The following is a 23,823-nucleotide window of genomic DNA, read 5'->3' as shown; positions in this document are numbered from 1 at the left end:
CCTCGGTGTCATCCGCCGGTCCGGCCATCCAGCCGGAACATCAGCGTCGATAGCGGCGGCAGGGTCAGCGACAGGGACTGCATGTGACCGTGCGCGCCCTCCTCCTGCGTGCTGGCCCCGCCCATGTTGCCCCTGTTGCCGCCGCCGAAGAGGCCGGCATCGGTGTTCAGGATCTCGGTCCAGTGGCCCGCCCGCGGCACGCCGATCCGATGGCCGGTGCGTTCGACCGGCGTCATGTTGCAGACGACGAGGACCGGCGCGTCCCCTGGCCCGCCCTTGCGCAGCCAGGCATAGACCGACGCATCGGCATCGCTGGCGTCGATCCACTGGAAGCCGTCGTGGTCGCAATCCCTGACATGCAGGGCCGGTGTCTCGCGGTAGAGGCGGTTGAGCTCGCGCACCAGGGTCTGAACGCCCGCGTGCATCGGCTGCCCGGCCGCGTGCCAGTCGAGCTCGCCCTCGTGGGACCATTCGTGGCCCTGGGCGAATTCGCAGCCCATGAAGAGCAGCTTCTTGCCCGGATGCCCCCACATGAATCCGTAATAGGCGCGCAGGTTCGCGAACTTCTCCCATTCGGTCCCCGGCATCTTCTGCAGCATCGATCCCTTGCCGTGCACGACCTCGTCGTGGCTGATCGGCAGGATGAAGTTCTCGCTGAAGGCGTAGTGCAGGCCGAAGGTCATCTGGTGATGGTGGTGGGACCGGTAGAGCGGATCGCGCTGCATGTACGACAGGGTGTCGTTCATCCAGCCCATGTTCCACTTGTAGCCGAAGCCGAGCCCGCCGGCATCCACGGGGGCCGAGACCTGCGGGTAGGACGTGCTCTCCTCCGCGACGGTCATCACGCCCGGATGGTCCCCGTAGGCCAGCGTGTTCATCCGCCGGAGCATCTCGATCGCCTCGAGATTCTCGCGCCCGCCATGCCGGTTCGGCACCCACTCCCCCTCGCGGCGGGAATAGTCGCGGTAGAGCATCGAGGCGACCGCATCCACGCGCAGCCCGTCGACATGGTACTCGTCCAGCCAGTAGAGCGCGTTCGCGGCGAGGAAGTTCTGCACCTCGGCCCGGCCGTAATTGTAGATCAGCGTGTTCCAGTCCTGGTGGAACCCCTCGCGCGGGTCGGCATGTTCGTAGAGCGCGGTGCCGTCGAACTGGGCCAGCCCGTGGGCGTCGGCCGGGAAATGTCCCGGCACCCAGTCCAGCAGCACGCCGAGCCCCGCCTCGTGCGCCGCGGCGACCAGGTCGCGGAACTCGTGCGGGGGGCCGAAGCGGATCGAGGGGGCGAAGAGGCCGACCGGCTGGTAGCCCCATGAGCCGTCGAACGGGTATTCGGAGAGCGGCATGAACTCGATATGGGTGAAGCCCATGTCGCGCACGTAGCCGACGAGGTCGCGGGCCGCCTCGCGGTAGGAGAGGGGGCGTCCGCCCTCGTCCCAGCGGCGGCGCCAGCTGCCCAGATGCACCTCGTAGATGGACACGGGGGCGTCGCGCCGCCCGCGCGCCGCGCGCCCCGCCATCCACGCGCCGTCGCTCCAGCCGTAGCCGGCGATGTCGCGGATCACGCTCGCCGTCTCGGGCGGGTGCTGCGCGCCGAAGCCGACCGGGTCGGCCTTGCCCGGCAGCAACTGGCCGTGGGCGCCGACGATCTCGTACTTGTAGGATTGTCCGTCATGGGCGCCGGGGACGAAGATCTCCCACACGCCGGTCCCGCCGCGGCGGCGCATCGCGTGACGGCGGCCGTCCCAGGAATTGAAGTCTCCGACGACCGAGACCCGGCGTGCATTCGGCGCCCAGACGGCGAAGCGGGCGCCGCGCACGCCCTCGACCTCGGCCGGGTGCGCGCCGAGCGCATCCCAGAGGCGGTGATGCCGTCCCTCGCCCAGCAGATACTCGTCGAGCTCGCCGAGGACGGGGCCGAAGCGATAGGCGTCCTCGTATTCCCATGTCGCGCCGTCCGCGCCGTGGCCGCGCAGGATGTAGGGCTTCGTCCCCGGGACCTTGCCTGTGAAGACCGCCCCGTCCGCGCGGTCCAGCGGGTGGGCCTTGCCGGCGATCACGGCCTCCAGCCGGTCCGCGCCGGGATCGATCGCGGTGACCCAGCGCGACCGGCCGACCCGGTGCGGGCCGAGGACCGAGAACGGATCGTCGTGGCGCGCCTCGTTGAGGCGGGCGAGGGTGTCGGCGTCGAGATGGTCGGCCATGATTTTCCTCCCCGTTTCCTCAGGATAGGCCGCCCTCCGCAGCGATCAACGGCGGCGATCATCGGCGGGGTGCGGCCCTCAGGTCAGGACGTGGTCCGCCTCGAGCCGCCGTTCGATCACCCGCGTCGCGTTCACCAGATCGTTCGCCTCGGCCCGGCGCGTCGCGGCCGCCCGGGACAGGTTGTGCGACAGCCAGCGCTGGATCAGGCGGGCCCGCAGCTCGGGCAGCTCGACGTCGAGATAGACCGACACGTCCCACAGATCCGCCAGCGCCGACCACGGCGCCTCGTCCAGCAGCAGGTAGTTGCCCTCGACGATCACCACCCGGTGCCAGGGCGCAACCTCCTGCGCGCCGGCGATGGCGATGTCGCGCGTGCGGTCGAAGACGGGGGCGAACACCTCTTCGCCCGCGCGGATCCGGCGCATGAGCGACAGGAAGCCGTTCGCGTCGAAGCTTTCCGGCGCGCCCTTTCTGGGCAGCAGTCCGCGCGCCTCCAGCACCGCGTTGTCGAGGTGGAAGCCGTCCATCGGCACGACGACCGTGGGCACCTTCTGCACGTTCATCCGCTTGGCCAGCTCGCCCGCCAGGGTCGACTTGCCCGACCCGGGCGCCCCGGCGATTCCGACCACCAGCCGGTCCTGCCAGCGGCGCAGCTCGTGCAGCCGGTCGGAGAGGAGGGTGACCTGGGCGGTGATGTTCTTCATGCGCGCAGCGTCCGGCGAGATCAGGCCGGCGTTAACGTTCCCTCGGGCACCTTGGCTCCCGTCATGTAGGCTACCGCATCCGACATCGAGTGATCGCGCGGGTCGATGACGCAGAGCCGCCGGCCCAGGCGATGGACGTGGATCCGGTCGGCGACCTCGAAGACATGCGGCATGTTGTGGCTGATGAGGATGATCGGGATGCCGCGCGCCTTCACGTCCTTGATGAGGTCGAGGACGCGCCGGCTCTCCTTGACCCCCAGCGCGGCCGTCGGCTCGTCGAGGATGATGACGCGGCTGCCGAAGGCGGCGGCCCGCGCGACGGCGACGCCCTGCCGCTGCCCGCCGGACAGCGTCTCGACCGGCTGGGTGATGTTCTGGATCGTCATCAGGCCGAGATCGTTCAGCTTCTCGCGCGCGAACTGTTCCATGTGGGTCCGGTCGAGCTGGCGGAACAGCTTGCCCATGATCCCGGCTTTGCGCACCTCGCGGCCCATGAACATGTTGTCCGCGATGGAGAGGGCGGGCGACATGGCGAGGGTCTGGTAGACCGTCTCGATCCCCGCCTCGCGCGCGTCGTTGGGCGAGGCGAAGCGCACCCGGCGCCCCTCGAGCGTCACCTCGCCCTCGTCGGGGATCACGGCGCCCGACAGTGCCTTGATGAGCGTCGACTTGCCGGCGCCGTTGTCGCCGATCACGGCGAGGATCTCGCCCGGGTAGAGGTCGAAATCGCAGTGGTCGAGCGCGACGACGCGGCCGTAGCGCTTCACCAGGTTGCGACCCTTGAGGATGGGGTCCATCAGGCGGTCACCTTTCTGATCCACTGGTCCACCGCCACGGCGGCGATGATGAGAAGGCCGATGAAGAAGTAGGTCCATTGCGCGTCCGCGCCGAGCAGCCGCAGGCCGAGCGAGAACACCCCCACGATCAGCGCCCCGAACAGCGCCCCCAGGATCGACCCGCGCCCGCCGAAGAGCGAGATGCCCCCGATCACGACGGCGGTGATGCTCTCGATATTGGCCTCGTAGGCCGAGGTGGGAGAGACCGAGCCGATCCGCCCGATCAGCGCCCAGCCGGCAAAGCCGCAGATCAGCCCGGCCAGGCCGTAGACGCTGAGCAGCGTGCCGCGCACGTTGACGCCGGACAGCTGCGCCGCCTCGGGATCGTCGCCCACGGCATAGACGTGGCGCCCCCAGGCGGTGTGCTTCAGCACCCAGGCCAGCACCAGGACCAGCAGCAGCATGAAGATCACGCCGTAGGTGAAGACCGCGCCGCCCAGGGTGAACTTGGTGCCCATGAACTGCAGCAACGGGGCCTGCGCCTCGATCTCCTGTGCGCGGATCGTCTCGTTCGCGGAATAGAGGTAGTTGGAGGCGAGGATGATCTGCCACGTCCCCAGCGTGACGATGAAGGGCGGCAGCTTCATCCGGCTGACGAGGAAGCCGTTCAGCAGTCCGCAGAGGAGGCCGAAGATCAGCCCCGCGAAGACGGCGAAGACCGGCGGGATCCCGTAGCGGAAGGCGAACTGGCCCATGATGACCGACGAGAAGACGGTGATCGCGCCGACGGAGAGGTCGATGCCCGCCGTCAGGATGATGAGGCTCTGCGCCGCCGCCACGATGCCGACGATCTGCACCTGCTGCAGGATCAGCGTCAGCGAGAAGGGAGAGAAGAACCGGTCCCCGATCAGCAGGCCGAAGACCGCGATCGAGGCGATCAGCACGATCAGCGGCACGAGCGCCGGGGTGACGTGCAGCGCGTGGTGGAACCGGCCCATCAGGCCCTTGTCGCGCTCGTCGAAGGCGGCGACCGCCTCCTCGCGGCGCTCGCGCACGGACGTCTCGTAATGGTCGCTGTCGCTCGACATGGGGTCTCCCTTCCCGCCGCGAGTGAGAAGGGGCGGGCCCGGCTCCTCCCTCCGGGCCCGCCCCCATGGGTCGATCCTGCGCCCACGCGGGGCCCCGGATCAAGCGTGTCGATGATCCTGCGCGGGCATCAGCCCCAGCAGAGATCCGTGCCCTCGGCGCTGTCGATGCTGTCGACGCCCTCGGCCGGCTGGTCGGTCACCAGGCGCACGCCGGTATCGGTGAAGTCCTTGCCCTCGGTCGGCTGAGGCAGGGTGCCGTCGGCGGCGTAGGCGGCGATCGCCTCGATCCCCAGCCGTGCCATGTCGAGCGGGTATTGCTGCGAGGTCGCGCCGATCACGCCGTCGGCCACGTTCTGCACGCCGGGGCAGCCGCCATCGACCGAGACGATGAGCACGTCGCTCTCCATCCCGACGGAGCGGAGCGCCTCGTAGGCGCCGGCGGCGGCGGGCTCGTTGATCGTGTAGACGACGTTGATCGAGGGATCGACGGCGAGCAGGTTCTCCATCGCCGTGCGTCCGCCTTCCTCGTTGCCGGCGGTCACGTCGTTGCCGACGATGCGCGGGTCCTCCTCGTCGCCGATCACGTTGGGATCGCCGAGCTCGATGCCGAAGCCCTGGAGGAAGCCCTGGTTGCGCAGCACGTCGACCGAGGGCTGGCTGACGCTGAGGTCGAGCATCGCGATGCGCGCATCGGCCGCTTCATCCCCCAGTTGTGCCGCGGCCCACTGGCCGATCAGCTCGCCCGCCAGGAAATTGTCGGTGGCGAAGGTCGCGTCGGCGCTGTCCGCCGGCTCGAGCGGGGTGTCGAGCGCGATAACCAGGATGCCCGCGTCGCGCGCCTGCTGCACCGACGAGACGATGGCCGAGGTGTCGGACGCGGTGAGCAGGATGCCGTCCACGCCGTTCGCGATGCAGGTCTCGATCGCGTCGACCTGGCTCTCGTTGTCGCCGTCCACGGTGCCCGCATAGGCGTTGAGCTCGATCCCCAGCTCGTCCGCCGCCGCCTGCGCGCCCTCGCGCATCTTGACGAAGAACGGGTTGGTGTCGGTCTTGGTGATGAGGCAGGCGCTCGTTCCCTCGGGGGCCATGTGGGCCTCGGCGAAGGCGGGGCCGGCCAGCGCGACCATGGCGAGTGCCGAACAGGCGATATAGGTCTTCATCTTGTCCTCCCGGTTACAGGGACCCGGCGTCCTCCCGCCGGATCTCGGGATCGGGATTGACCCGACCCTCGTTGAAGAGAAGCAGGTTCCGACCCGTCGGTCAATAAGTAAGTGTTAGTGATTAATTCCTTTCCAGCGCCGGCGGTTCAACCTATAAGGGAGGAATGACGGTGCCCATCGAACAGCTTCGTGCCCATACGCCCGGCGTGAACCAGCAGGGCCTGCGGGACTACAACGAGCGCCTGATCCTGACGATGATCCAGAAGGCCGGCGCGTTGCCGGGGGCGGACATCGCGCGGCAGGCGGGCCTCTCGCCGCAGACGGTGTCGGTGATCCTGCGGCGGCTGGAACAGGACGGGCTGATCGTCCGGGGCGAGCCGATCCGCGGCACGGTCGGCAAGCCGCGCGTGCCGATGGCGCTGGCCCCCGGCGGGGCGCTGTCGATCGGGGTCAATATCGGCCGCCGCTCGGCGCAGGTCGTGCTGATCGACTTCACCGGCGAGATCCGGGACCGCCGCCGCACGACCTATCGCTGGCCGACCCCCGAGATCGTCCTGCCCTTCGTGCGCGAATCGATCGAGGATCTGGCCGGCGGCCTGTCCGAGGCGCAGCGCGACCGGATCTCGGGCATCGGCATCGCCAAGCCCTTCGAGCTCTGGAACTGGCACGATTCGGTCGGCGCGCCCGCCGACGCGCTGAACGCCTGGAAGGAGACGAACTTCCCGGCCGAGCTCGGCCGCTACACGGATCTGCCGGTCTTTCTCGAGAACGACGCCACCGCCGCCTGCCGGGCCGAGCAGGTCTGGGGCCACGGCCGGGTCGCGGACAACTGGGCCTCGTTCTTCATCGGGGCCTTCATCGGCGGCGGGCTGGTCCTCGGCGGTACCGTCTTCGACGGGGCGCGGGGCAATGCCGCGGCATTCGGCTCGCTTCCGTCCCGGGGGCCGGGGGGCAACCCGCGCACGCTGATCGACACCGCGTCGCTCTACCTGCTCGAGGCGAGCATCGAGGCGGCGGGGCAGGAGGGGACGGGCATCTGGCAGAGGCTCGACGACTGGAGCGAGTTCGAGGAGCAGGTCTCGATCTGGGTCGCCAATGCCGGCCGGGCGCTGGCGGACGCGGCGCGGACCGTGACCGCCGTCACCGATGTCGAGGCGGTGGTGATCGACGGCGCGATGCCGCGCGACGTGCTGCACCGGCTGGTCGCCACGATCGAGGAGGAGTTGCCCCGGCTCGACCTGCAGGGCCTCGTCCGGCCCCGGATCCTGCCGGGCAGCTGCGGGCCCGAGGCGCGGGCCATGGGCGGGGCCATCAAGCCGGTGCAGGCGCAGCTTCTTCTGGCTGGGCGGGGTCTGCAGATCGCGAACTAGATCGCCGGCCGCGCCGCAAGGGAAGCCGCCCCGCGACTTTCCCGTCCCGGGCGGCGGCCTAGATGACCGCGCGATAGGCCGGAGCGACCGGCTGCGGGCGCGGGGACCGGCATGAGCAACCTCATCGAGGGCGACGAGAGAGATCTCAACCTGGCGCTGGGCGCGCTCGACCCCGGAGAGGCGGCGGTCTTCCTCGATTTCGACGGCACGCTCGTCGACCTGGCCGAGACGCCGGACGGGATCGTCGTCGGCGCCGACCTGCCGGGGCTTCTGACCGCGCTTCTGGACCGCACGGAGCGACATGCGGCGCTGGTCAGCGGGCGCGCGGTGCCGCACCTCGCCGGCTTCCTGCCGGATTTCGGGGGGCTTCTGATCGGCGGCCACGGGGCCGAGCAGCGCGAGGGCGACAGGCTCGAGCGGCACCCGGCCGCGACCGGCGACGCGCTCGGCCGCGTGATCGAGGCGACGGAGGCCTTCGCAGCCGGCAAGGCGGGGCTCATCGTCGAGCGCAAGCCGACCGGCGTCGTCCTGCACTACCGTCGCGCCCCGGAGCGCGCGGCGGAGGCGACCGCCTTCATCGAGGAGCAGGCGGCAGCCTATCCCGAGTTCGAGTTCCATGCCGCCAAGATGGCGGCCGAGCTGCGCCCCGACGGGATCGGCAAGGCCCCCGCCATCGCCGCCCGGATGGACCGCGAGGGCTGGGCCGGCCGCACGCCGGTCTTCCTCGGCGATGACGCCACGGACGAGCCGGCGCTCGCCTGGGTGGCGGGGCAGGGCGGCATCGCGGTCAAGGTGGGCGAGGGCGAGACCACCGCGCCCTACCGCCTGGCGGACCCGTCCGCCGTCCGACGCGTTTTGTCCGCGTGGATAACGATCACAGAGGAGTGAACCCGTGGCCGGCCGTCTCATCGTCGTCTCGAACCGGATCCCCACCGACAGCGCGCCGTCCGGCGGGCTGGTCGTGGCGCTGCACGACGCGCTCAAGGCCCGCGGCGGGATCTGGATCGGCAATTCCGGCAAGGTCACCGACAGCCCGGCCGAGGGGCTGACCCCGATCGCGGACGAGCCCTACCGGCGGCGGTCCTTCGACCTCACCCCGGCGGAACACAAGGGCTTCTACCTCGATTACGCCAATTCGACGCTCTGGCCGCTCTTCCATCACCGGGCGGACCTCATGACGCTCGACCAGGACGCGGCGCGGACCTACTGGGAGGTGAACCGCAAGGTCGCCCGGCTGATCGCCGCCGAGGCCGGGCCGGACGACATGATCTGGGTCCACGACTACCACTTCCTTCCGCTCGCGCGGGCGCTTCGGCTCGAGGGGGTCGAGAACCGGGTCGGCTTCTTCCTGCACATCCCGTTCCCCAACGTCTCGGACGTGCCGGCCCTGCCCGAGAACAAGTACCTGCCCGAATGGGTCGCGGCCTACGACCTCGTGGGGCTGCAGACGGTGCGCGACGTCTCGGCGGCGATCAACGTCCTGCGCGAGAACGGGGCCGAGATGCTGCTGAAGGGACGGATGAAGTTCCGCGACCGGCAGTTCCGCCTCGCCAGCTTTCCGATCGGGATCGATGTCGACGACTTCGCCGAGGCCGCCGACGCGGCCGGGGATGCCGACCGAACCCTGCGGCTCGACCCCGGCGAGAAGCTGGTCCTCGGCGTCGACCGGCTGGACTATTCCAAGGGCATCCCGAACCGGTTCGCCGCCTTCGGCGAGTTCCTCCGCACCGGCCAGCCGGATGAGCCGCGCGCGACGCTGCTGCAGATCGCGCCGCCCAGCCGCGAGGACGTCGAGGCCTATCGCGATATCCGCGAGGAGCTGGAGGAGATGGCCGGCCGGGTGAACGGCGAACATGCCGAGCTCGACTGGACGCCGATCCGCTACATCCGGAAGAACATCCCGCGCGAGATCCTCGCCGGTCTCTACAGGCGGGCGGACGCGATGCTGGTCACGCCGCTGGCGGACGGGATGAACCTGGTGGCAAAGGAATACGTCGCCGCGCAGGACGGCGCCGATCCGGGGGTGCTGATCCTGTCGCATTTCGCCGGCGCGGCCGAGCAGCTGGACGCCGCGCTGATGGTGAACCCCTACGATATCGGCGACACCTCCCGAGCGATCCGTGCCGCGCTGTCGATGCCCGAGCACGAGCGCATCGCCCGCCACCTGTCGCTGATCGCCGCCATTCGCGAACACGACATCGACTGGTGGACGACGACCTATCTCGACGCATTGGCCACAGCCGGCACGATTTGACGCCGCGCGGATTCGACAAGCGGGGATCCGCGCACTACCCCTCCTCGGGCAGGCGCAGCCGTGCCGCCCTCAGGATGGACCCCACGGCATGGAACGGATCAAGGATTTCGGCGGGACCTTCCTGAAGGTCTGGATGGTGGCCGACCGGGTCCATCTGGGCCTGATCGCGGCCGCCGTCGCCTTCTTCGGGATGTTCTCGCTGTTCCCCGCGGTCGCGGCGCTGATCTCGATCTTCGGCCTCTTCGCCGATCCGCGCGTCGTGCTGACGCAGTTGCAGCTGATGCAGGAGCTGGTGCCGGGCGATGTCTACGACGTGCTCTTCCGGCAGATGGAGGCGCTGCTCTCGGCCCGGCCCGAGACGCTGACCTTCAGCGCGGTGCTGTCGCTGTCGATCGCCATGTTCTCGGCCCGGGTCGCCATCGCGGCGCTGATGCGGGCGCTGAACGCGATCTACGACCGCCCGCTGCGGGGCGGGGTCCGCAGCCTTCTGGTGGCGCTGGGCATGACCGCCTCGCTGATCGGCGTGGCCTTCACCGCGCTGACCCTCGTCGTGATCGTGCCCGTCGTCATCGACTTCCTGCCGCTGCCCTGGCAGGCGGCGGCGGTGATCGAGCTGTCGCGCTGGCTGATCGCGATCTCGGTTCTGATCGTGGGTCTCGGCATCCTCTACCGTTTCGGCCCCAACCGGCGCGAGGCGCGCCCGCGCTGGATCACGCCGGGGGCCCTGCTGGTCATCCTGCTGTGGCTGCTCGCGTCGACCGGCTTCTCGCTCTACCTGTCGAATTTCGGCCGGTACAACGAGGTCTACGGCTCGATCGGGGCGGCGGCGGCGATGCTGATGTGGCTCTACATCTCGGCCTACCTCATCCTGCTCGGCGCCGCGGTGAACGTCGTGCTCGAGCGGCGCGGTCTCGCCCGCGACCATCCGCGTCCGGCGCACCTGACCCATCCCGAGGCGGGCAGCGAGAACGCCCCGCTGGGTTGAGCCGCCGGCCGACGTCGCGGCGGCCCTCCGCGCGCCGGCAGGTGCCCTTGCGAGCCCCCGGCGGGATACCTAAGATTCGCTCAGGACTTTTTCCCTACCCGTAAAGCGCCCGTGGCCCCCGCGCCCGGGCGAATGTCCCGAAAGGCCCCCCGACATGCGCGACCCCGTGGAAACCTACATGAACCTCGTTCCGATGGTGGTCGAGCAGACCTCCCGCGGCGAACGGGCCTACGACATCTTCTCGCGCCTGCTGAAGGAGCGGATCGTCTTCCTCAACGGTCCCGTCCATGACGGGATGAGCCAGCTCGTCGTGGCGCAGCTGCTGCACCTCGAGGCGGAGAATCCGAAGAAGGAGATCTCCATGTACATCAACAGCCCCGGCGGCGTCGTGACCGCGGGCCTGTCGATCTACGACACGATGCAGTACATCCGCCCCGCCGTCTCGACCCTCGTCGTGGGGCAGGCGGCCTCGATGGGGTCGCTGCTGCTGACGGCGGGGGCGAAGGGGATGCGCTTCTCGCTGCCCAACAGCCGGATCATGGTTCACCAGCCCTCCGGCGGCTACCAGGGCCAGGCGACGGACATCATGATCCACGCGCAGGAGACGCAGAAGCTGAAGGACCAGCTGAACCAGATCTACGTCAAGCATACCGGCCAGCCGCTGAAGAAGGTCGAGGCCGCGCTGGAGCGCGACAACTTCATGTCGCCGCAGGACGCCAAGGAATGGGGCCTGATCGACGAGATCGTGGAAAGCCGCGACGCCCAGCAGGACGCTGTGAGCTGAGACCCCAAGGGGGCGTGAACACCACGGCGACGTTTTGGCGTTGAGCCTGCAAAACGGCTGCCCTATCGTCCGCCGATAGGGCAGCACGAACAACATGCGAACGGCCACCGGGCCGGAGGTGAGCGAGATGGCGACTACGTCGAACGGCGACAGCAAGAACACGCTCTACTGCAGCTTCTGCGGAAAGTCGCAGCACGAGGTGCGCAAGCTGATCGCGGGACCGACCGTGTTCATCTGCGACGAATGCGTCGAGCTGTGCATGGACATCATCCGCGAGGAGACGAAGTCCGCCGGGCTCAAGGCCTCGGACGGCGTGCCGACCCCGCGCGAGATCTGCGACGTGCTGGACGATTACGTGATCGGCCAGCTTCACGCCAAGCGCGTGCTCTCTGTCGCGGTCCACAACCATTACAAGCGTCTGAACCACGCCCAGAAATCCGCCGATATCGAGCTGGCGAAATCCAACATCCTGCTCATCGGCCCGACCGGCTGCGGCAAGACGCTGCTGGCCCAGACGCTGGCCCGCATCCTCGACGTGCCGTTCACCATGGCGGACGCGACGACGCTGACCGAGGCGGGCTATGTCGGCGAGGATGTCGAGAACATCATCCTCAAGCTGCTGCAGGCCAGCGAATACAACGTGGAGCGGGCGCAGCGCGGCATCGTCTACATCGACGAGGTCGACAAGATCACCCGCAAGTCCGACAACCCCTCGATCACCCGCGACGTGTCGGGCGAGGGGGTGCAGCAGGCCCTGCTCAAGATCATGGAAGGGACCGTCGCCTCCGTGCCGCCCCAGGGCGGACGCAAGCATCCGCAGCAGGAATTCCTGCAGGTGGACACGACGAACATCCTGTTCATCTGCGGCGGCGCCTTCGCGGGACTCGACAAGATCATCGCCCAGCGGGGCAAGGGCAGCGCGATGGGCTTCGGCGCCGACGTGCGCGACCCCGACAGCCGCGGCATCGGCGAGATCTTCCACGATCTCGAGCCCGAGGATCTGCTGAAATTCGGCCTGATCCCCGAATTCGTCGGCCGCCTGCCGGTGATCGCCACGCTCGAGGATCTGGACGAGGGCGCGCTGGTCACCATCCTGACCGAGCCGAAGAACGCGCTGGTCAAGCAATATGCCCGCCTCTTCGACATCGAGGACGTGAAGCTGACCTTCACCGACGACGCGCTGAAGGCGATCGCCCGCCGCGCGATCGAGCGCAAGACCGGCGCCCGCGGCCTGCGGTCGATCATGGAGGACATCCTGCTCGACACGATGTTCGACCTGCCGTCCCTGACGGACGTGTCCGAGGTGGTGGTCAACGAGGAAGCGGTGAGCCCCGACGCCGCGCCGCTGATGATCTACGCCGACCAGGCGGGCAAGAAGTCCGGCGCCAAGGCGACGGCGAGCTGACGGACCGACGCATTCGGGGAAAAGGGGCCGGCATCGTCCGGCCCCTTTTCCGTTCCGGCGCCCCTCAGCCGGGCACCGCCCGCCCGGTGCCGGCATAATGCGCCTCCTCGACCGGGTCGGACCAGTCCACCGCCTTGCCGTCCAGCGCCTCCTGCATCGCGATATGGGTCATCTCGCCGTCCGGTCCGGCGCCGTGCCAGTGTCGCTCGTCGGGGGCGAACCAGACCGTGTCCCCGGGATGAAGGGTGAGGATCTCGCCCCCGTCGCGTTGGGCCCGGCCCTCGCCCGAGAGGACGTGGATCGCCTGGCCGAGCGGATGGGTGTGCCAGTGGGTGCGGGCCCCGGCCGCGAAGGTCACGAGGTAGGATCGCAGCTGCGACGGCTCGGGCGCCTCGATCACCGGGGCGATGCGGACCCGGCCCGTGAAGGTTTCGGGCGCGCCGTCCGTGACGGGGCGGGACGTGGCGGGATGATGGTCCATGTCGGCTCCTCCTTGTGCGGCGCCAGCTAGCGCCCGCCGATCTTGCGGCGACCCGGGGCGGCGCCTAGCGTGGCAGGATGGATCGCCGCCTGATCACCACCGGATCCCCTTTCGAGGAGCGGATCGGCTATTCCCGCGCCGTCGTGGCGGATGGCTGGGCCTTCGTCTCGGGGACGACGGGCTACGATTATGCCACGATGACCATGCCGTCGGACGTGGCCGACCAGTGCCGCAACGCTCTGGCGACGATCGGCCGCGCGCTGGAAGAGGCGGGGGGCGACCTCTCGGACATCGTCCGCATCCGCTACATCCTGCCCGACGCGGCGGACTGGCCCGCCTGCTGGCCCGTGACCGCCGCAGCCTTCGGCGCCAGCCGTCCCGCCGCGACGATGATCGTCGCCGGCCTGCAGGAGCCCGAGATGCGGATCGAGATCGAGGCCACGGCACGGCTCCGCCGGGGGTGACTGGACGGGACCGCCCCCCTCTGGCATGAGGAGGCGAGCCTCCGAGGAGACAGCGATGAGCCTCAAGACCAAGATCCTGCGCGCCCTGACCTGGTGGAACGGCCAGACGTTCAACACCCAGTTCTTTACCTGGCGGCACGGGGAGAAGGTGGGCGAGGACGAGCAGGGCAACGTCTACTACCGCAACTCGGACGACACGAAGCGCTGGGTGATCTACAACGGCGAGATCGAGGGCAGCCGCATCGCGCCCGAATGGCACGGCTGGCTGCACCGGACCTGGGATCAGCCGCCGACGCAGGCGCCGCTGAGGCGCCAGTCCTGGGAGAAGCCGCACCTGCCGAACCTGACCGGGACGCCGCAGGCCTATGCCCCCGCCGGATCGATCCTGCGGGGTGAACCCGCGCCGCGTTCGGATTACGAAGCCTGGTCCCCGGAATGATCCGCCTTCCGCGCGCCCTCGCGATCGTGGCGCTGTGCCTCGGCACGGCCGGCGGCGCCGCCGCCCAGCAGGCCGAGACGGGGACGGGCGGCACGATCCGCGTGCTCGACAAGATCACCGGGCAGGTCACGGATCTCGAACTCGCCAATGGCGAGGCGGCGTCGGTCGGGCACCTGTCGATCGCGCTGGGCGAGTGCCGCTATCCTGCGGGCAACGCGGCGGGCGACGCCTGGGAATGGCTCACCATCTTCTACCAGGCGGTGCCGGACCCGGTCTTCCAGGGCTGGATGGTCGCCTCGGCCCCCGCGCTGAACGCGATGGACCATCCGCGCTACGACGTCTGGGCGCTGCGCTGCACAACCCCCTGACCGGGGCCGGGTGGCCCCGGCGCCTCCCACGAGGCAGTCTCGCGGATCGCCAGCTCCAGCAGGGTGCCGTAGGTGCTGCGGTCCACCTCGATCGCGCCGAGACTGGCGAGATGATCGGTCAGGAACTGCACGTCGAACAGGGCGAAGCCGCCGGCGCGCAGCCGGTCCACGAGATAGGCCAGCGCCACCTTCGACGCGTCCCGCTGCCGCGAGAACATGCTCTCGCCGAAGAAGGCCGCGCCCAGCGTCACGCCGTAGACCCCGCCGACCAGCGCGGCCCCGGGGGCGGGGCCGTCCCAGACCTCGACCGAATGGCCGTGGCCCAGCCGGTGGAGCTCGCCGTAGAGCCGGCGGATCGTCGGGTTGATCCATGTCTCGTCCCGGTCGGCGCAGCCGTCGACCACCGCGTCGAAGGCGGTGTCGATCGTGATGTGGAACCGGTCCCGCCGCAGCACCCGCGCCAGCGAGCGCGAGATGCGGAAGCCCTCCAGCGGGATAATGCCCCGCCGCTTCGGATCGACCCAGAACAGGTCCGGGTCGGTCCGGCTTTCCGACATCGGGAAGACGCCCGCCGCATAGGCCGAGAGCAGCGTGCGGGCCGTCAGGGCCATGGCCGGGCGGGCCTCAGGCGTAACGGCTCTTGAGCCAGCGCTCGAGCCAGTGGATGTCGTAATCCCCCGACTGGATCGCGGGCTCGGCCAGCAGGTCGTTGAAGAGGGGGATCGTCGTCTCGACCCCGTCGATGATGAGCTCGCCCAGCGCGCGGGCGAGGCGCGACAGCGCCTCGGGCCGGTCGCGGCCATGCACGATCAGCTTGGCGATCAGCGAATCGTAGTAGGGCGGGACGCGGTAGCCGTCGTAGAGCGCCGAATCCATCCGGACGCCCAGACCGCCCGGCGCGTGGTACTGGGTGATCTTGCCGGGACGCGGGGCGAAATCGGGCACGGTCTCGGCATTGATCCGCACCTCGATGGAATGGCCGTTGATGACGAGATCGTCCTGCCCGAACGACATCGGCAGGCCGGAGGCGACGCGGATCTGCTCGCGCACGAGGTCCACGCCGAAGATCCCTTCCGTGACCGGATGCTCCACCTGCAGGCGGGTATTCATCTCGATGAAATAGAATTCGCCGTTCTCGAACAGGAATTCCACCGTGCCGGCGCCGGCATAGCCGATCTCGGCCACGGCATCGGCACAGATCCTGCCGATCCGCGCGCGCTGTTCGGGGGTGATGACGGGACCGGGGGCCTCTTCCAGAACCTTCTGGTGGCGCCGCTGCAGCGAGCAGTCCCGCTCGCCGAGATGGACCGCGCCGCCCTTGCCGTCGCCGAAGACCTGGATCTCGATGTGGCGGGGCTGCCCGAGATACTTCTCGATATAGACCTCGTCGTTGCCGAAGGCGGCCTTCGCCTCGGACCGCGCGGTCTGGAAGGCGCGCTCCATCTCGCGGTCGTCATGGGCGACCTTCATGCCGCGGCCGCCGCCGCCGGCCGTCGCCTTGATGATGACCGGGTAGCCGATGTCGCGGGCGACGGCCCGGGCCGAGACGAGATCGGGCACGCCCCCGTCCGAGCCGGGGACGACCGGGATGCCCAGCCGCTTCGCCGTCTCCTTGGCGGTGATCTTGTCGCCCATGATGCGGATATGCTCGGCCGAGGGGCCGATGAAGGTCAGGCCGTGATCCTCGACCGCCTGCACGAAAGCGGCGTTCTCGGACAGGAAGCCGTAGCCCGGATGGATCGCCTGCGCGCCCGTGATCTCGCAGGCGGAGAGGATCGCGGGGAAGGAGAGGTAGGATTGCGGGCTGGGCGGGGGGCCGATGCAGATGGCCTCGTCCGCCATGCGCACGTGCATCGCGTCGGAATCGGCCGTCGAGTGGACCGCCACGGTGGCGATGCCCATCTCGCGCGCGGCGCGGATGACGCGCAGGGCGATCTCGCCCCGGTTGGCGATCAGGATCTTGTCGAACATGGGCTTGCCCTCATTCGATGATCATCAGGGGCGCGCCGTATTCGACCGGCCCGCCATCCTCGACGAGGATGCGCTTGACCGTGCCCGACCGCGGGGCCGGGATCTGGTTCATCGTCTTCATCGCCTCGATGATTAGGAGGGTATCGCCCTCCTTCACGCTGTCGCCGGTGCTGACAAAGGGCGGAGAGCCGGGCTCGCCCTGCAGGTAGACGGTGCCCACCATGGGCGAGGTGACGGCGCCGGGATGGCTGGCCGGGTCGGCGGTCGGGGTCGCCGCCTGCTGGGGCGTCGCGGGCGCCTGGGGCGTCGCCGGCGCGGCGGGGGCGGGGGCGACATGCTGCTGGACCGGGGCCGGCGGCGCGGCGCGGGAGACGCGGACGTTCAGCCGCCCCTCGTCGCCGTATTCGCGTTTCACCTCGAGTTCGGTCAGGTCGTTCTCCTGCAGCAGCTCGGCGAGCGCGCGGATGAAGCTGACGTCGCTTTCGTGTGTGTCGGCCTTGCCCATATCGGTCTGTCCCCTTGCGCCCGGCGAATGTTCCCCGCTCTGTCCCGGACGCCCGGGAGCGGGCGCCGATCCGGCGGTTTGCCCGGTGTTATAGGCCAAGGGGAGGGCGCGGAAAAGCCGGGGCGAAACGGGGCGGCCCGGGACCGCCCCTTGCCCCAGCGTCAGGCGGGGGGCGGGTCGCGGTCGGCCGGTGCGGCGCGAGTGTCCGGGGCGCCGGACTGGTCGCTGGACCGGTCGCCGGACCGGGCGGGGGGCGCGTCAGGTACCGGGTCGGATCGGGGCGCAGCGGCGGAGCGATCGCTCGGGCCGGCCCCGTCGTTGGCCGGCCCGGGCGGGGCCGAATCCCCCGGCTCCGCGTCCGATTGCTGCGGGACCGGCGGGGTCGAACCCGGCGGCGGCGATCCCGGCCGATCCGATCCGCGCGGCGCCGCGCGGGATGCGGCCGCGTCCGGTGATCCGGCCTCGTCCCCGCCCCCCGCGCCGCCCGGCGGGGTGCGCCCGCCTTCGGCGTCGCGGGGCAGCATCGTGATGCCGAAGGGCTTGAGGACGCGCGGCGTGCCGCGCAGGCCGTCCGGCGCACCGATCTGGGCGCGCGCGACCTCTCCCGCCTGCGCGGTGGAGGCGGGGGCGAAGGCCGGGGCGGCGCCCAGCGGCGCGGCGGGATTGGGGTCGGTGGTCAGGGCCGCCGCGTCGGCGGCGGGGCGTAGGTCGGCCATGGGGCGGGGGACCGCCGCCATGGACGTCGCCGGGGCGATCGGTTCCATGAGGCTCTCCATTCGGGATTGCAGGCCGGTTCTGGCCTTCCGGTCCCATCCTACCACGGCGGCGCCATGATCCGGCCGGGAATCGCGGCAGGTGGTAACCGGGGCATTAACCCCGGCTCACCCCACCCGGCAGTCCCGAAGGGCCCGGGCGCAAGCGGGGCGCCCGGGGGCGGCGCCTCAGCGCCGGTTCTGCCGGTTCTCGATCAGGTCGTCGACGACCTCGGGCTCGGCCAGGGTCGAGGTGTCGCCAAGCGCGCCGTAATCGTTCTCGGCGATCTTGCGCAGGATCCGGCGCATGATCTTGCCCGAGCGGGTCTTGGGCAGGCCGGGCGCGAACTGGATCAGGTCGGGCTTGGCGATCGGTCCGATCTCCTGCCGGACCCAGTCGGCCAGCTCCTTCTTCAGCCCGTCCGACGGCTCCTGCCCGCCCATCAGCGTGACATAGGCGTAGATGCCCTGGCCCTTCACGTCGTGCGGGTAGCCGACCACGGCCGCCTCGGCGACCTTTTCGTGGGCGACGAGCGCGCTCTCGACCTCGGCCGTGCCCATGCGGTGACCGCTCACGTTGATCACGTCGTCCACGCGGCCGGTGATCCAGTAATAGCCGTCCTCGTCCCGGCGGCAGCCGTCGCCGGTGAAGTAATAGCCCTTGTACTGCTGGAAGTAGGTCGCCTCGAACCGGTCGTGATCGCCCCAGACGGTGCGCATCTGCCCCGGCCAGCTGTCCGCGATGGCGAGGACGCCCTCCGCCGGGTTCCCCTCGACGACCTTGCCGCTCTCGGCCTCCAGCACAACCGGCCGGATGCCGAAGAAGGGCAGGGTGGCCGATCCCGGCTTGGTCGCCGTCGCGCCGGGCAGGGGGGTGATCAGGTGGCCGCCCGTCTCGGTCTGCCACCAGGTGTCGACGATGGGCACGCGGCCCTTGCCGACGACCTCGTTGTACCAGGTCCAGGCCTCGGGATTGATCGGCTCGCCTACGGTGCCCAGCACCTTGAGATCGGAGAGATCGTATCTCTCGACCGGCTCGGTCCCCTTGCCCATCAGGGCGCGGATCGCAGTGGGGGCGGTGTAGAACTGGTTGACCCTGTGCTTCTCGCAGACGGCCCAGAAGCGGCCGGCATCGGGATAGGTCGGCACGCCCTCGAACATGATCGTCGTGGCCCCGTTCGCGAGCGGGCCGTAGACGATGTAGCTATGCCCCGTAACCCAGCCGACATCGGCGGTGCACCAGAAGACGTCGCCGTCATGGTAGTCGAACGTGTACTGGTGGGTCATCGCCGCATAGGCGAGGTAGCCGCCGGAGGTGTGGACGACGCCCTTCGGCTTGCCGGTCGAGCCGGAGGTGTAGAGGATGAAGAGCGGATCCTCGGCCCCCATCTCCTCGGGCGGGCAATCGTTCGAGACCTGCGCCTCCATCTCGTGCAGCCAGTAATCCCCCTCGGCGCGGAAGGCGATCTGCTGGCCGGTGCGCTTGACGATCAGGACCTTGGGATCCTCGTTCGAGTTCACCAGCGCCTTGTTCACGTTGTCCTTGAGGTTCGTCACCCGGCCGCCGCGCGGCGCGCCGTCGGCGGTGATGACGACCTTGGCCTGGCAATCGTCGATCCGGTTCGCCAGCGCGTCGGGCGAGAAGCCGGCGAAGACGATGGAATGGACCGCGCCGATCCGCGCGCAGGCGAGCATCGCATAGGCGGCCTGCGGGATCATCGGCAGGTAGAGGACGACCCGGTCGCCCCGTCCCACGCCCAGCTCCTTCAGCACGTTGGCGAACTTGCAGACATGGGCGTGCAACTGGCGGTAGCTGATATGCTGCGCCTCGTCGCCCGCCTCGTCCGGCTCCCAGATGATGGCGGTCTGGTCGCCGCGCTCCGCGAGGTGGCGGTCGATGCAATTGGCGGCGACGTTGAGCGTGCCGTCCTCGAACCACCTGATCGACACGTTTCCGAAGTCGAAGCTTGTCTCCTTGACCCTCGTGAACGGCTTGATCCAGTCGAGGCGCTTGCCGTGCTCGGCCCAGAAGGCGGCGGGGTCCTCGACGGACTCGGCATACATCCGGTCGTAGGTCGCCTTGTCCGCATGGGCGGCGCGGGCCATCTCGGCATTCGGCTCGTAGCTGTCTTTCATGTCCTGTCCTCCCGTTGGCGCCCCCGGGGGCCGCAGCCGCGCCCGGGGGCGTCTCGCCTCAGATGGCGAGGTATTTCGATCGCAGCGCCTCGTCGTCCAGCACCTCCTGCGCCGAGCCGTCGAAGACCACGGACCCGGTGTCGAGGATCACGGCGCGATCCGCAAGCTTCAGCGCGGCCACGGCGTTCTGCTCCACGATGATCGTGGTGATCCCCTGGTCGCGGATGATGGCGAGCGTTTTTGCGATCTCCTGCACGATGACGGGGGCGAGGCCCTCGTAGGGCTCGTCCAGCAGCAGCACCTTGATGTCGCGGGCCAGCGCGCGGGCGATGGCGAGCATCTGCTGCTCGCCCCCCGACAGGGTCACCCCCTCCTGCTGGCGCCGCTCGCCGAGGCGGGGGAAGAGCTCGTAGATCCGGCTCAGCGACCAGCCGACGGGGGGCTGGATCTGGGCGAGGCGCAGGTTCTCCTCGACCGTCAGGCCGGGAATGATGCGGCGGTCCTCGGGCACCAGCGCGATACCGGCCTGCGCGGCCTGATGCGCGCGCATCGTGTGCAGAGGCTGGTGGTCGAGCCAGATCTCGCCGTGCTTCAGCGCCGGGTTGTCGAGCCGCGCGATCGTCCGCAGGGTCGAGGTCTTGCCCGCCCCGTTGCGGCCCAGCAGGGCGAGGATCTCGCCCTCGTGGATGTCGAAGCTGACATCCTGCACGATGTAGCTCTCGCCGTAATAGGCCTGGATGCCCCAGACGGAGAGATACTTGGCCGAGGTGCCGGCCATGTTGCGGTTCCTGTCGAAGGCCCCGTGGGGGCGGATCGCCTCGATATGGGTCATTTCTCGCTCGTCCCTCAGACCTGCGCCTCGCCCAGATACGCTTCGCGCACCTTGGGATGGCCCTTGATGTTGTCCGGCGTGTCCTCGATCAGCGGCGTGCCCTGGGCGAGCACGGTGATCCGCTCGGCGAGGCTGAAGACGACATGCATGTCGTGCTCGATGATGCACATGGTGATCGGGCGCTTGTCCTTGATCTCCTTCAGCAGGTCGATCGTGTTGTTGGTGTCGGCCCGCGCCATGCCCGCCGTCGGCTCGTCCAGCAGCAGCAGCTTCGGCTCCTGCACCAGGCACATCGCCATCTCGAGCCGCCGCTTGTCCCCGCGGGACAGGCTGCCCGCATGGGCGCCCGCCTTCTCCAGCATCGACACGTCGGCCAGCATCGCCTCGGCCTGGTCGCGGATCCCGCCCTCGGACCGGACGGAGCGGAGCGCGTGCATCCGGAACGCCCCGTCGCGGCGGGCGAAGCAGGGGATCATCACGTTCTCCAGCACCGTCAGATCGGCGAAGATCTCGGGCGTCTGGAACACGCGGGAGATGCCCATCTGGTTGATCTCGTGCGGCTTGCGCCCCAGCACCGACTTGCCGTCGAACATGACCGACCCGCTGTCGGGGATCAGCTTGCCGACGAGGCAGTTCAGCAGCGTCGACTTCCCCGCCCCGTTCGGCCCGATGATGGCGTGGACCGTCCGCTCGGCAACGGAGAGGTTCACGTCCCCCAGCGCCTGCAAGCCGCCGAAGCGCTTGTTGACGCCCTTGACCTCGAGAATGCCCATCTCGCGCGCTCCTTATTCGGCAGGGTGCTTGGCGGCGGCCTCGGCCTCGGCGCCGCCCGCGTTGCGGCCCCGGCGGCGGAACAGCCGGCCGATCCGCGTGCCGCCCTCGACCAGCCCGCCGGGCAGGAAGATGACGACGGCCATGAACATCAGACCCAGCGTCAGGTGCCAGCCCTTGCCCACGAAGGGGTGGAAGACCGTGACGAGGACATCCTCCATCCCGTCGGGCACGGCGCCGAACCAGGCATGCAGGACACCGTCGTTGATCTTGGAGAAGATGTTCTCGAAGTACTTGATCAGGCCGGCGCCCAGGACGGGGCCCAGCAGCGTGCCCGCCCCGCCGAGGATGGTCATCAGCACCACCTCGCCGCTCGCGGTCCACTGCATCCGCTCTGCCCCGGCGAGGGGGTCCATCGCGGCCAGAAGCCCGCCGGCGAGGCCGGCATACATGCCCGAGATCACGAAGGCGGCCAGCGTGTAGGGCCGGGTGTTGAGGCCGGTATAGTTCATCCGGTTCTGGTTCGACTTCACCGCCCGCAGCATCATCCCGAAGGGCGAGCGGAAGATCCGGATCGACAGGTAGAAGGCGATCAGCATCAGGATCCCGGCGAAGTAGTAGCCCGCGCCGATGGTGAACTCCCACGATCCCATGTGCAGCACCGTGGTCTCGCGCATCTCGAGCCCGAAGAGGTCCGTGACCGGCAGCGAGGTCGGCCGCTCGCCCCCGTCGAGGATGCGCGGATCGTCCAGCGCCAGCTGCAGGCCCGTCTCGCCGTTGGTGATCGGCGTCAGCACCGAATAGGCGAGCGCGTACATCATCTGCGCGAAGGCCAGCGTCAGGATCGAGAAGTAGATCCCCGACCGCCGCAGCGAGATGAAGCCGATCACCAGTGCGAAGAGCCCGGCCACCACGGTGCTGAGGATCAGCGCCGGGATGACGTTCATGCTGAGCAGCTTGAACATCCAGACCGCGGCGTAGGAGCCGAGCCCGAGGAAGGCCGCGTGGCCGAAGGACAGGTAGCCCGTCAGGCCGAACAGGATGTTGAAGCCGATCGCGAAGATCCCGTAGATCACGAAGCGCTGCATCAGGTCCGGGTAGCCGGCGTTGAACTGGGCCAGGCTCGACCCGATCGGAAAGGGGTTGAGGATCACCGGGGCGAACACGACCAGCGCCGTGACGACCAGGAAGAGGGTGAGATCGCGTCCGTGAAGTCCGAGCATTGTCCTACTCCTCCATCACGCCCTTGCGGCCCAGCAGGCCGCGCGGCCGGGTGAGCAGGATGACGATGGCAACCAGGTAGATGATGATCTGGTCGATGCCGGGCAGCAGCGACTTGACCGCGTTCATCGAGGCGAAGCTCTGCAGGATCCCCAGGAGGAACCCCGCGGCGACGGCGCCGGGCAGCGAGCCCATGCCGCCCACCACCACCACGACGAAGCTGAGGACGAGGAAGTCCATTCCCATGTGGTAGTTGGGCGAGAGGATCGGTGTGTACATTACCCCCGCCAGCCCCGCGACGATCGCGGCGAGGCCGAACATCAGCGTGAAGCGCCGGTCGATGTCGATGCCGAGCAGGCCCACCGTCTCGCGGTCCGCCATGCCGGCGCGGACGACCATGCCGAAGGTGGTGAACTGCAGGAAGGCAAAGACCCCGGCGATGATGATCCCGGCGAAGAAGAAGTAGACCAGCCGCCAGACCGGGTAGATCACGCTGCCCGCCTGCAGGCCGAGCCAGGCGCCGAAATCGACCGAGCCGCGCAGCGCGTCGGGCGCCGGGGTGGGGATCGGATTGGCACCGTAGAAGGCCTTGATGATCTCCTGCAGCACGATGGCGAGGCCGAAGGTCACGAGGATCTGGTCGGCATGCGGGCGCTTGTAGAAGTGGCGGATCAGGCCGCGCTCCATCACGATGCCGATCACCAGCATCACGGGGATCGCCAGCAGGATCGCCAGCGGGACGGACCAGTCGAGGATCCAGGCCCCCGCGCTCTCGCCGAAGATGTCGTAGACGTAGGGGACGTCGACCTGCAGCGGGTTGCCGAGGAAGTCGGTCCGCTCGGGGTCGGTGACCTGATGGGACAGGCCGAGGATGGCGTTCAGCGTCACCGCGCAGAAGGCGCCGATCATGAAGAGCGCCCCGTGGGCGAAGTTCACGACCCCCAGCGTGCCGAAGATGAGGGTGAGGCCGAGGGCGATCAGCGCATAGGCCGAGCCCTTGTCGAGGCCGTTCAGGATTTGCAGCAGGAAGGCGTCCATGTCTCGCTCGGATGTTCGGCGGGCCGGGTCGGGGCCGCGCGGGCCAAGGGGCAGGGCGAAAGGGCGGGGCGGGCGAGGGGCCGCCCCGCGCGAGAGGGTGCGGGACGGGCGCCGGCC

At 69.4% G+C, this 23,823-nt stretch carries 24 protein-coding genes; 9 read left to right on the top strand and 15 right to left on the bottom strand.

All coding sequences use genetic code 11. The features are described 5' to 3' along the window. Positions 1–8: 8 nt before the first annotated feature. The 5 genes from glgB to BUE30_RS03190 all read right to left on the bottom strand — a co-directional run bounded on the left by glgB (position 9) and on the right by BUE30_RS03190 (position 5,930). Positions 9–2,201 (bottom strand): 1,4-alpha-glucan branching protein GlgB, encoded by a 2,193-nt coding sequence (gene glgB / locus BUE30_RS03210; RefSeq protein WP_073326382.1) that lies wholly within the window; start codon positions 2,199–2,201, stop codon positions 9–11. Between the two features lie 78 nt (positions 2,202–2,279). Further along, positions 2,280–2,906 carry a nucleoside/nucleotide kinase family protein gene (locus tag BUE30_RS03205; RefSeq protein ID WP_073326381.1) on the bottom strand — a complete coding sequence of 209 codons (627 nt, stop codon included), beginning with the start codon at positions 2,904–2,906 and terminating at the stop codon, positions 2,280–2,282. A 20-nt stretch (positions 2,907–2,926) separates the two neighbouring features. Next, positions 2,927–3,703: an ATP-binding cassette domain-containing protein gene (locus BUE30_RS03200; protein WP_073326380.1), complete on the bottom strand. Its 777-nt coding sequence runs from the start codon at positions 3,701–3,703 to the stop codon at positions 2,927–2,929. Then, positions 3,703–4,770, bottom strand: a complete 1,068-nt coding sequence (locus BUE30_RS03195; RefSeq protein WP_073326379.1) for an ABC transporter permease — start codon at positions 4,768–4,770, stop codon at positions 3,703–3,705. Before BUE30_RS03195 ends, BUE30_RS03200 begins: the two co-directional genes overlap by 1 nt. 128 nt (positions 4,771–4,898) lie before the next feature. After that, entirely contained in the window at positions 4,899–5,930 is a 1,032-nt protein-coding gene (locus BUE30_RS03190) for a sugar ABC transporter substrate-binding protein (protein ID WP_073326378.1), read from the bottom strand. A 164-nt stretch (positions 5,931–6,094) separates the two neighbouring features. Between BUE30_RS03190 and BUE30_RS03185 the strand changes: the two genes are divergently transcribed. From BUE30_RS03185 to clpX, 6 genes are all read left to right on the top strand, one after another. Beyond that, positions 6,095–7,300 (top strand): ROK family transcriptional regulator, encoded by a 1,206-nt coding sequence (locus tag BUE30_RS03185; protein ID WP_073326377.1) that lies wholly within the window; start codon positions 6,095–6,097, stop codon positions 7,298–7,300. A gap of 111 nt (positions 7,301–7,411) precedes the next feature. Next, the gene (otsB, locus tag BUE30_RS03180) at positions 7,412–8,188 is read left to right on the top strand and encodes a trehalose-phosphatase (RefSeq protein ID WP_073326376.1); all 777 of its coding nucleotides are present in this window, start codon (positions 7,412–7,414) and stop codon (positions 8,186–8,188) included. A 4-nt stretch (positions 8,189–8,192) separates the two neighbouring features. Continuing rightward, entirely contained in the window at positions 8,193–9,554 is a 1,362-nt protein-coding gene (locus BUE30_RS03175; RefSeq protein WP_073326375.1) for an alpha,alpha-trehalose-phosphate synthase (UDP-forming), read from the top strand. Positions 9,555–9,642: 88 nt separating this feature from the next. Beyond that, positions 9,643–10,539, top strand: a complete 897-nt coding sequence (locus BUE30_RS03170; RefSeq protein ID WP_244526256.1) for a YihY/virulence factor BrkB family protein — start codon at positions 9,643–9,645, stop codon at positions 10,537–10,539. A gap of 154 nt (positions 10,540–10,693) precedes the next feature. Then, entirely contained in the window at positions 10,694–11,323 is a 630-nt protein-coding gene (locus BUE30_RS03165) for an ATP-dependent Clp protease proteolytic subunit (protein WP_073326374.1), read from the top strand. 127 nt (positions 11,324–11,450) lie between these two features. Then, on the top strand, positions 11,451–12,728 hold the full coding sequence (gene clpX, locus BUE30_RS03160; RefSeq protein WP_073326536.1) for an ATP-dependent Clp protease ATP-binding subunit ClpX: 1,278 nt from the start codon (positions 11,451–11,453) through the stop codon (positions 12,726–12,728). Positions 12,729–12,792: 64 nt separating this feature from the next. Here clpX and BUE30_RS03155 read toward each other — a convergent pair whose 3' ends face one another. After that, entirely contained in the window at positions 12,793–13,209 is a 417-nt protein-coding gene (locus tag BUE30_RS03155) for a (R)-mandelonitrile lyase (RefSeq protein ID WP_073326373.1), read from the bottom strand. Between the two features lie 77 nt (positions 13,210–13,286). On the opposite strand from BUE30_RS03155, the gene BUE30_RS03150 reads away from it, so the two are divergent. From BUE30_RS03150 to BUE30_RS03140, 3 genes are read left to right on the top strand one after another with little or no spacing between them, the layout of a single operon-like run. Next, positions 13,287–13,673 carry a RidA family protein gene (locus tag BUE30_RS03150; RefSeq protein WP_073326372.1) on the top strand — a complete coding sequence of 129 codons (387 nt, stop codon included), beginning with the start codon at positions 13,287–13,289 and terminating at the stop codon, positions 13,671–13,673. 55 nt (positions 13,674–13,728) lie between these two features. Then, positions 13,729–14,112 (top strand): NADH:ubiquinone oxidoreductase subunit NDUFA12, encoded by a 384-nt coding sequence (locus tag BUE30_RS03145; protein WP_073326371.1) that lies wholly within the window; start codon positions 13,729–13,731, stop codon positions 14,110–14,112. Continuing rightward, entirely contained in the window at positions 14,109–14,480 is a 372-nt protein-coding gene (locus BUE30_RS03140) for a DUF2155 domain-containing protein (RefSeq protein WP_083601052.1), read from the top strand. The genes BUE30_RS03145 and BUE30_RS03140 overlap by 4 nt, the downstream gene beginning before the upstream one ends. Here BUE30_RS03140 and aat read toward each other — a convergent pair. From aat to BUE30_RS03095, 9 genes are all read right to left on the bottom strand, one after another. Then, positions 14,444–15,091, bottom strand: coding sequence for a leucyl/phenylalanyl-tRNA--protein transferase (gene aat / locus BUE30_RS03135; RefSeq protein ID WP_073326370.1), 648 nt, complete (start codon positions 15,089–15,091; stop codon positions 14,444–14,446). The genes BUE30_RS03140 and aat overlap by 37 nt on opposite strands. Positions 15,092–15,104: 13 nt before the next feature. Further along, positions 15,105–16,451 carry an acetyl-CoA carboxylase biotin carboxylase subunit gene (accC, locus tag BUE30_RS03130; protein ID WP_073326369.1) on the bottom strand — a complete coding sequence of 449 codons (1,347 nt, stop codon included), beginning with the start codon at positions 16,449–16,451 and terminating at the stop codon, positions 15,105–15,107. Positions 16,452–16,461: 10 nt separating this feature from the next. Then, a complete protein-coding gene (gene accB, locus BUE30_RS03125; protein WP_073326368.1) occupies positions 16,462–16,956 on the bottom strand; it encodes an acetyl-CoA carboxylase biotin carboxyl carrier protein in 495 nt (164 codons plus the stop codon). Between the two features lie 161 nt (positions 16,957–17,117). Next, positions 17,118–17,672: a hypothetical protein gene (locus BUE30_RS03120; RefSeq protein WP_139300455.1), complete on the bottom strand. Its 555-nt coding sequence runs from the start codon at positions 17,670–17,672 to the stop codon at positions 17,118–17,120. Positions 17,673–17,897: 225 nt separating this feature from the next. Further along, positions 17,898–19,844, bottom strand: a complete 1,947-nt coding sequence (acs, locus tag BUE30_RS03115) for an acetate--CoA ligase (protein ID WP_073326366.1) — start codon at positions 19,842–19,844, stop codon at positions 17,898–17,900. Between the two features lie 58 nt (positions 19,845–19,902). After that, positions 19,903–20,676 carry an ABC transporter ATP-binding protein gene (locus BUE30_RS03110; RefSeq protein WP_073326365.1) on the bottom strand — a complete coding sequence of 258 codons (774 nt, stop codon included), beginning with the start codon at positions 20,674–20,676 and terminating at the stop codon, positions 19,903–19,905. 14 nt (positions 20,677–20,690) lie between these two features. Further along, positions 20,691–21,449, bottom strand: coding sequence for an ABC transporter ATP-binding protein (locus BUE30_RS03105; protein WP_073326364.1), 759 nt, complete (start codon positions 21,447–21,449; stop codon positions 20,691–20,693). 12 nt (positions 21,450–21,461) lie between these two features. Beyond that, a complete protein-coding gene (locus BUE30_RS03100) occupies positions 21,462–22,670 on the bottom strand; it encodes a branched-chain amino acid ABC transporter permease (protein WP_073326363.1) in 1,209 nt (402 codons plus the stop codon). A 4-nt stretch (positions 22,671–22,674) separates the two neighbouring features. After that, positions 22,675–23,706, bottom strand: coding sequence for a branched-chain amino acid ABC transporter permease (locus BUE30_RS03095; protein WP_073326362.1), 1,032 nt, complete (start codon positions 23,704–23,706; stop codon positions 22,675–22,677). Positions 23,707–23,823 lie beyond the last annotated feature (117 nt).

Origin of the sequence: Wenxinia saemankumensis, from assembly GCF_900141735.1 — a bacterium.
GTDB lineage: Bacteria > Pseudomonadota > Alphaproteobacteria > Rhodobacterales > Rhodobacteraceae > Wenxinia > Wenxinia saemankumensis.
The sequence above is the reverse complement of the archived record's forward strand: the minus strand, read 5'-3'. Positions and strand labels throughout refer to the sequence as shown.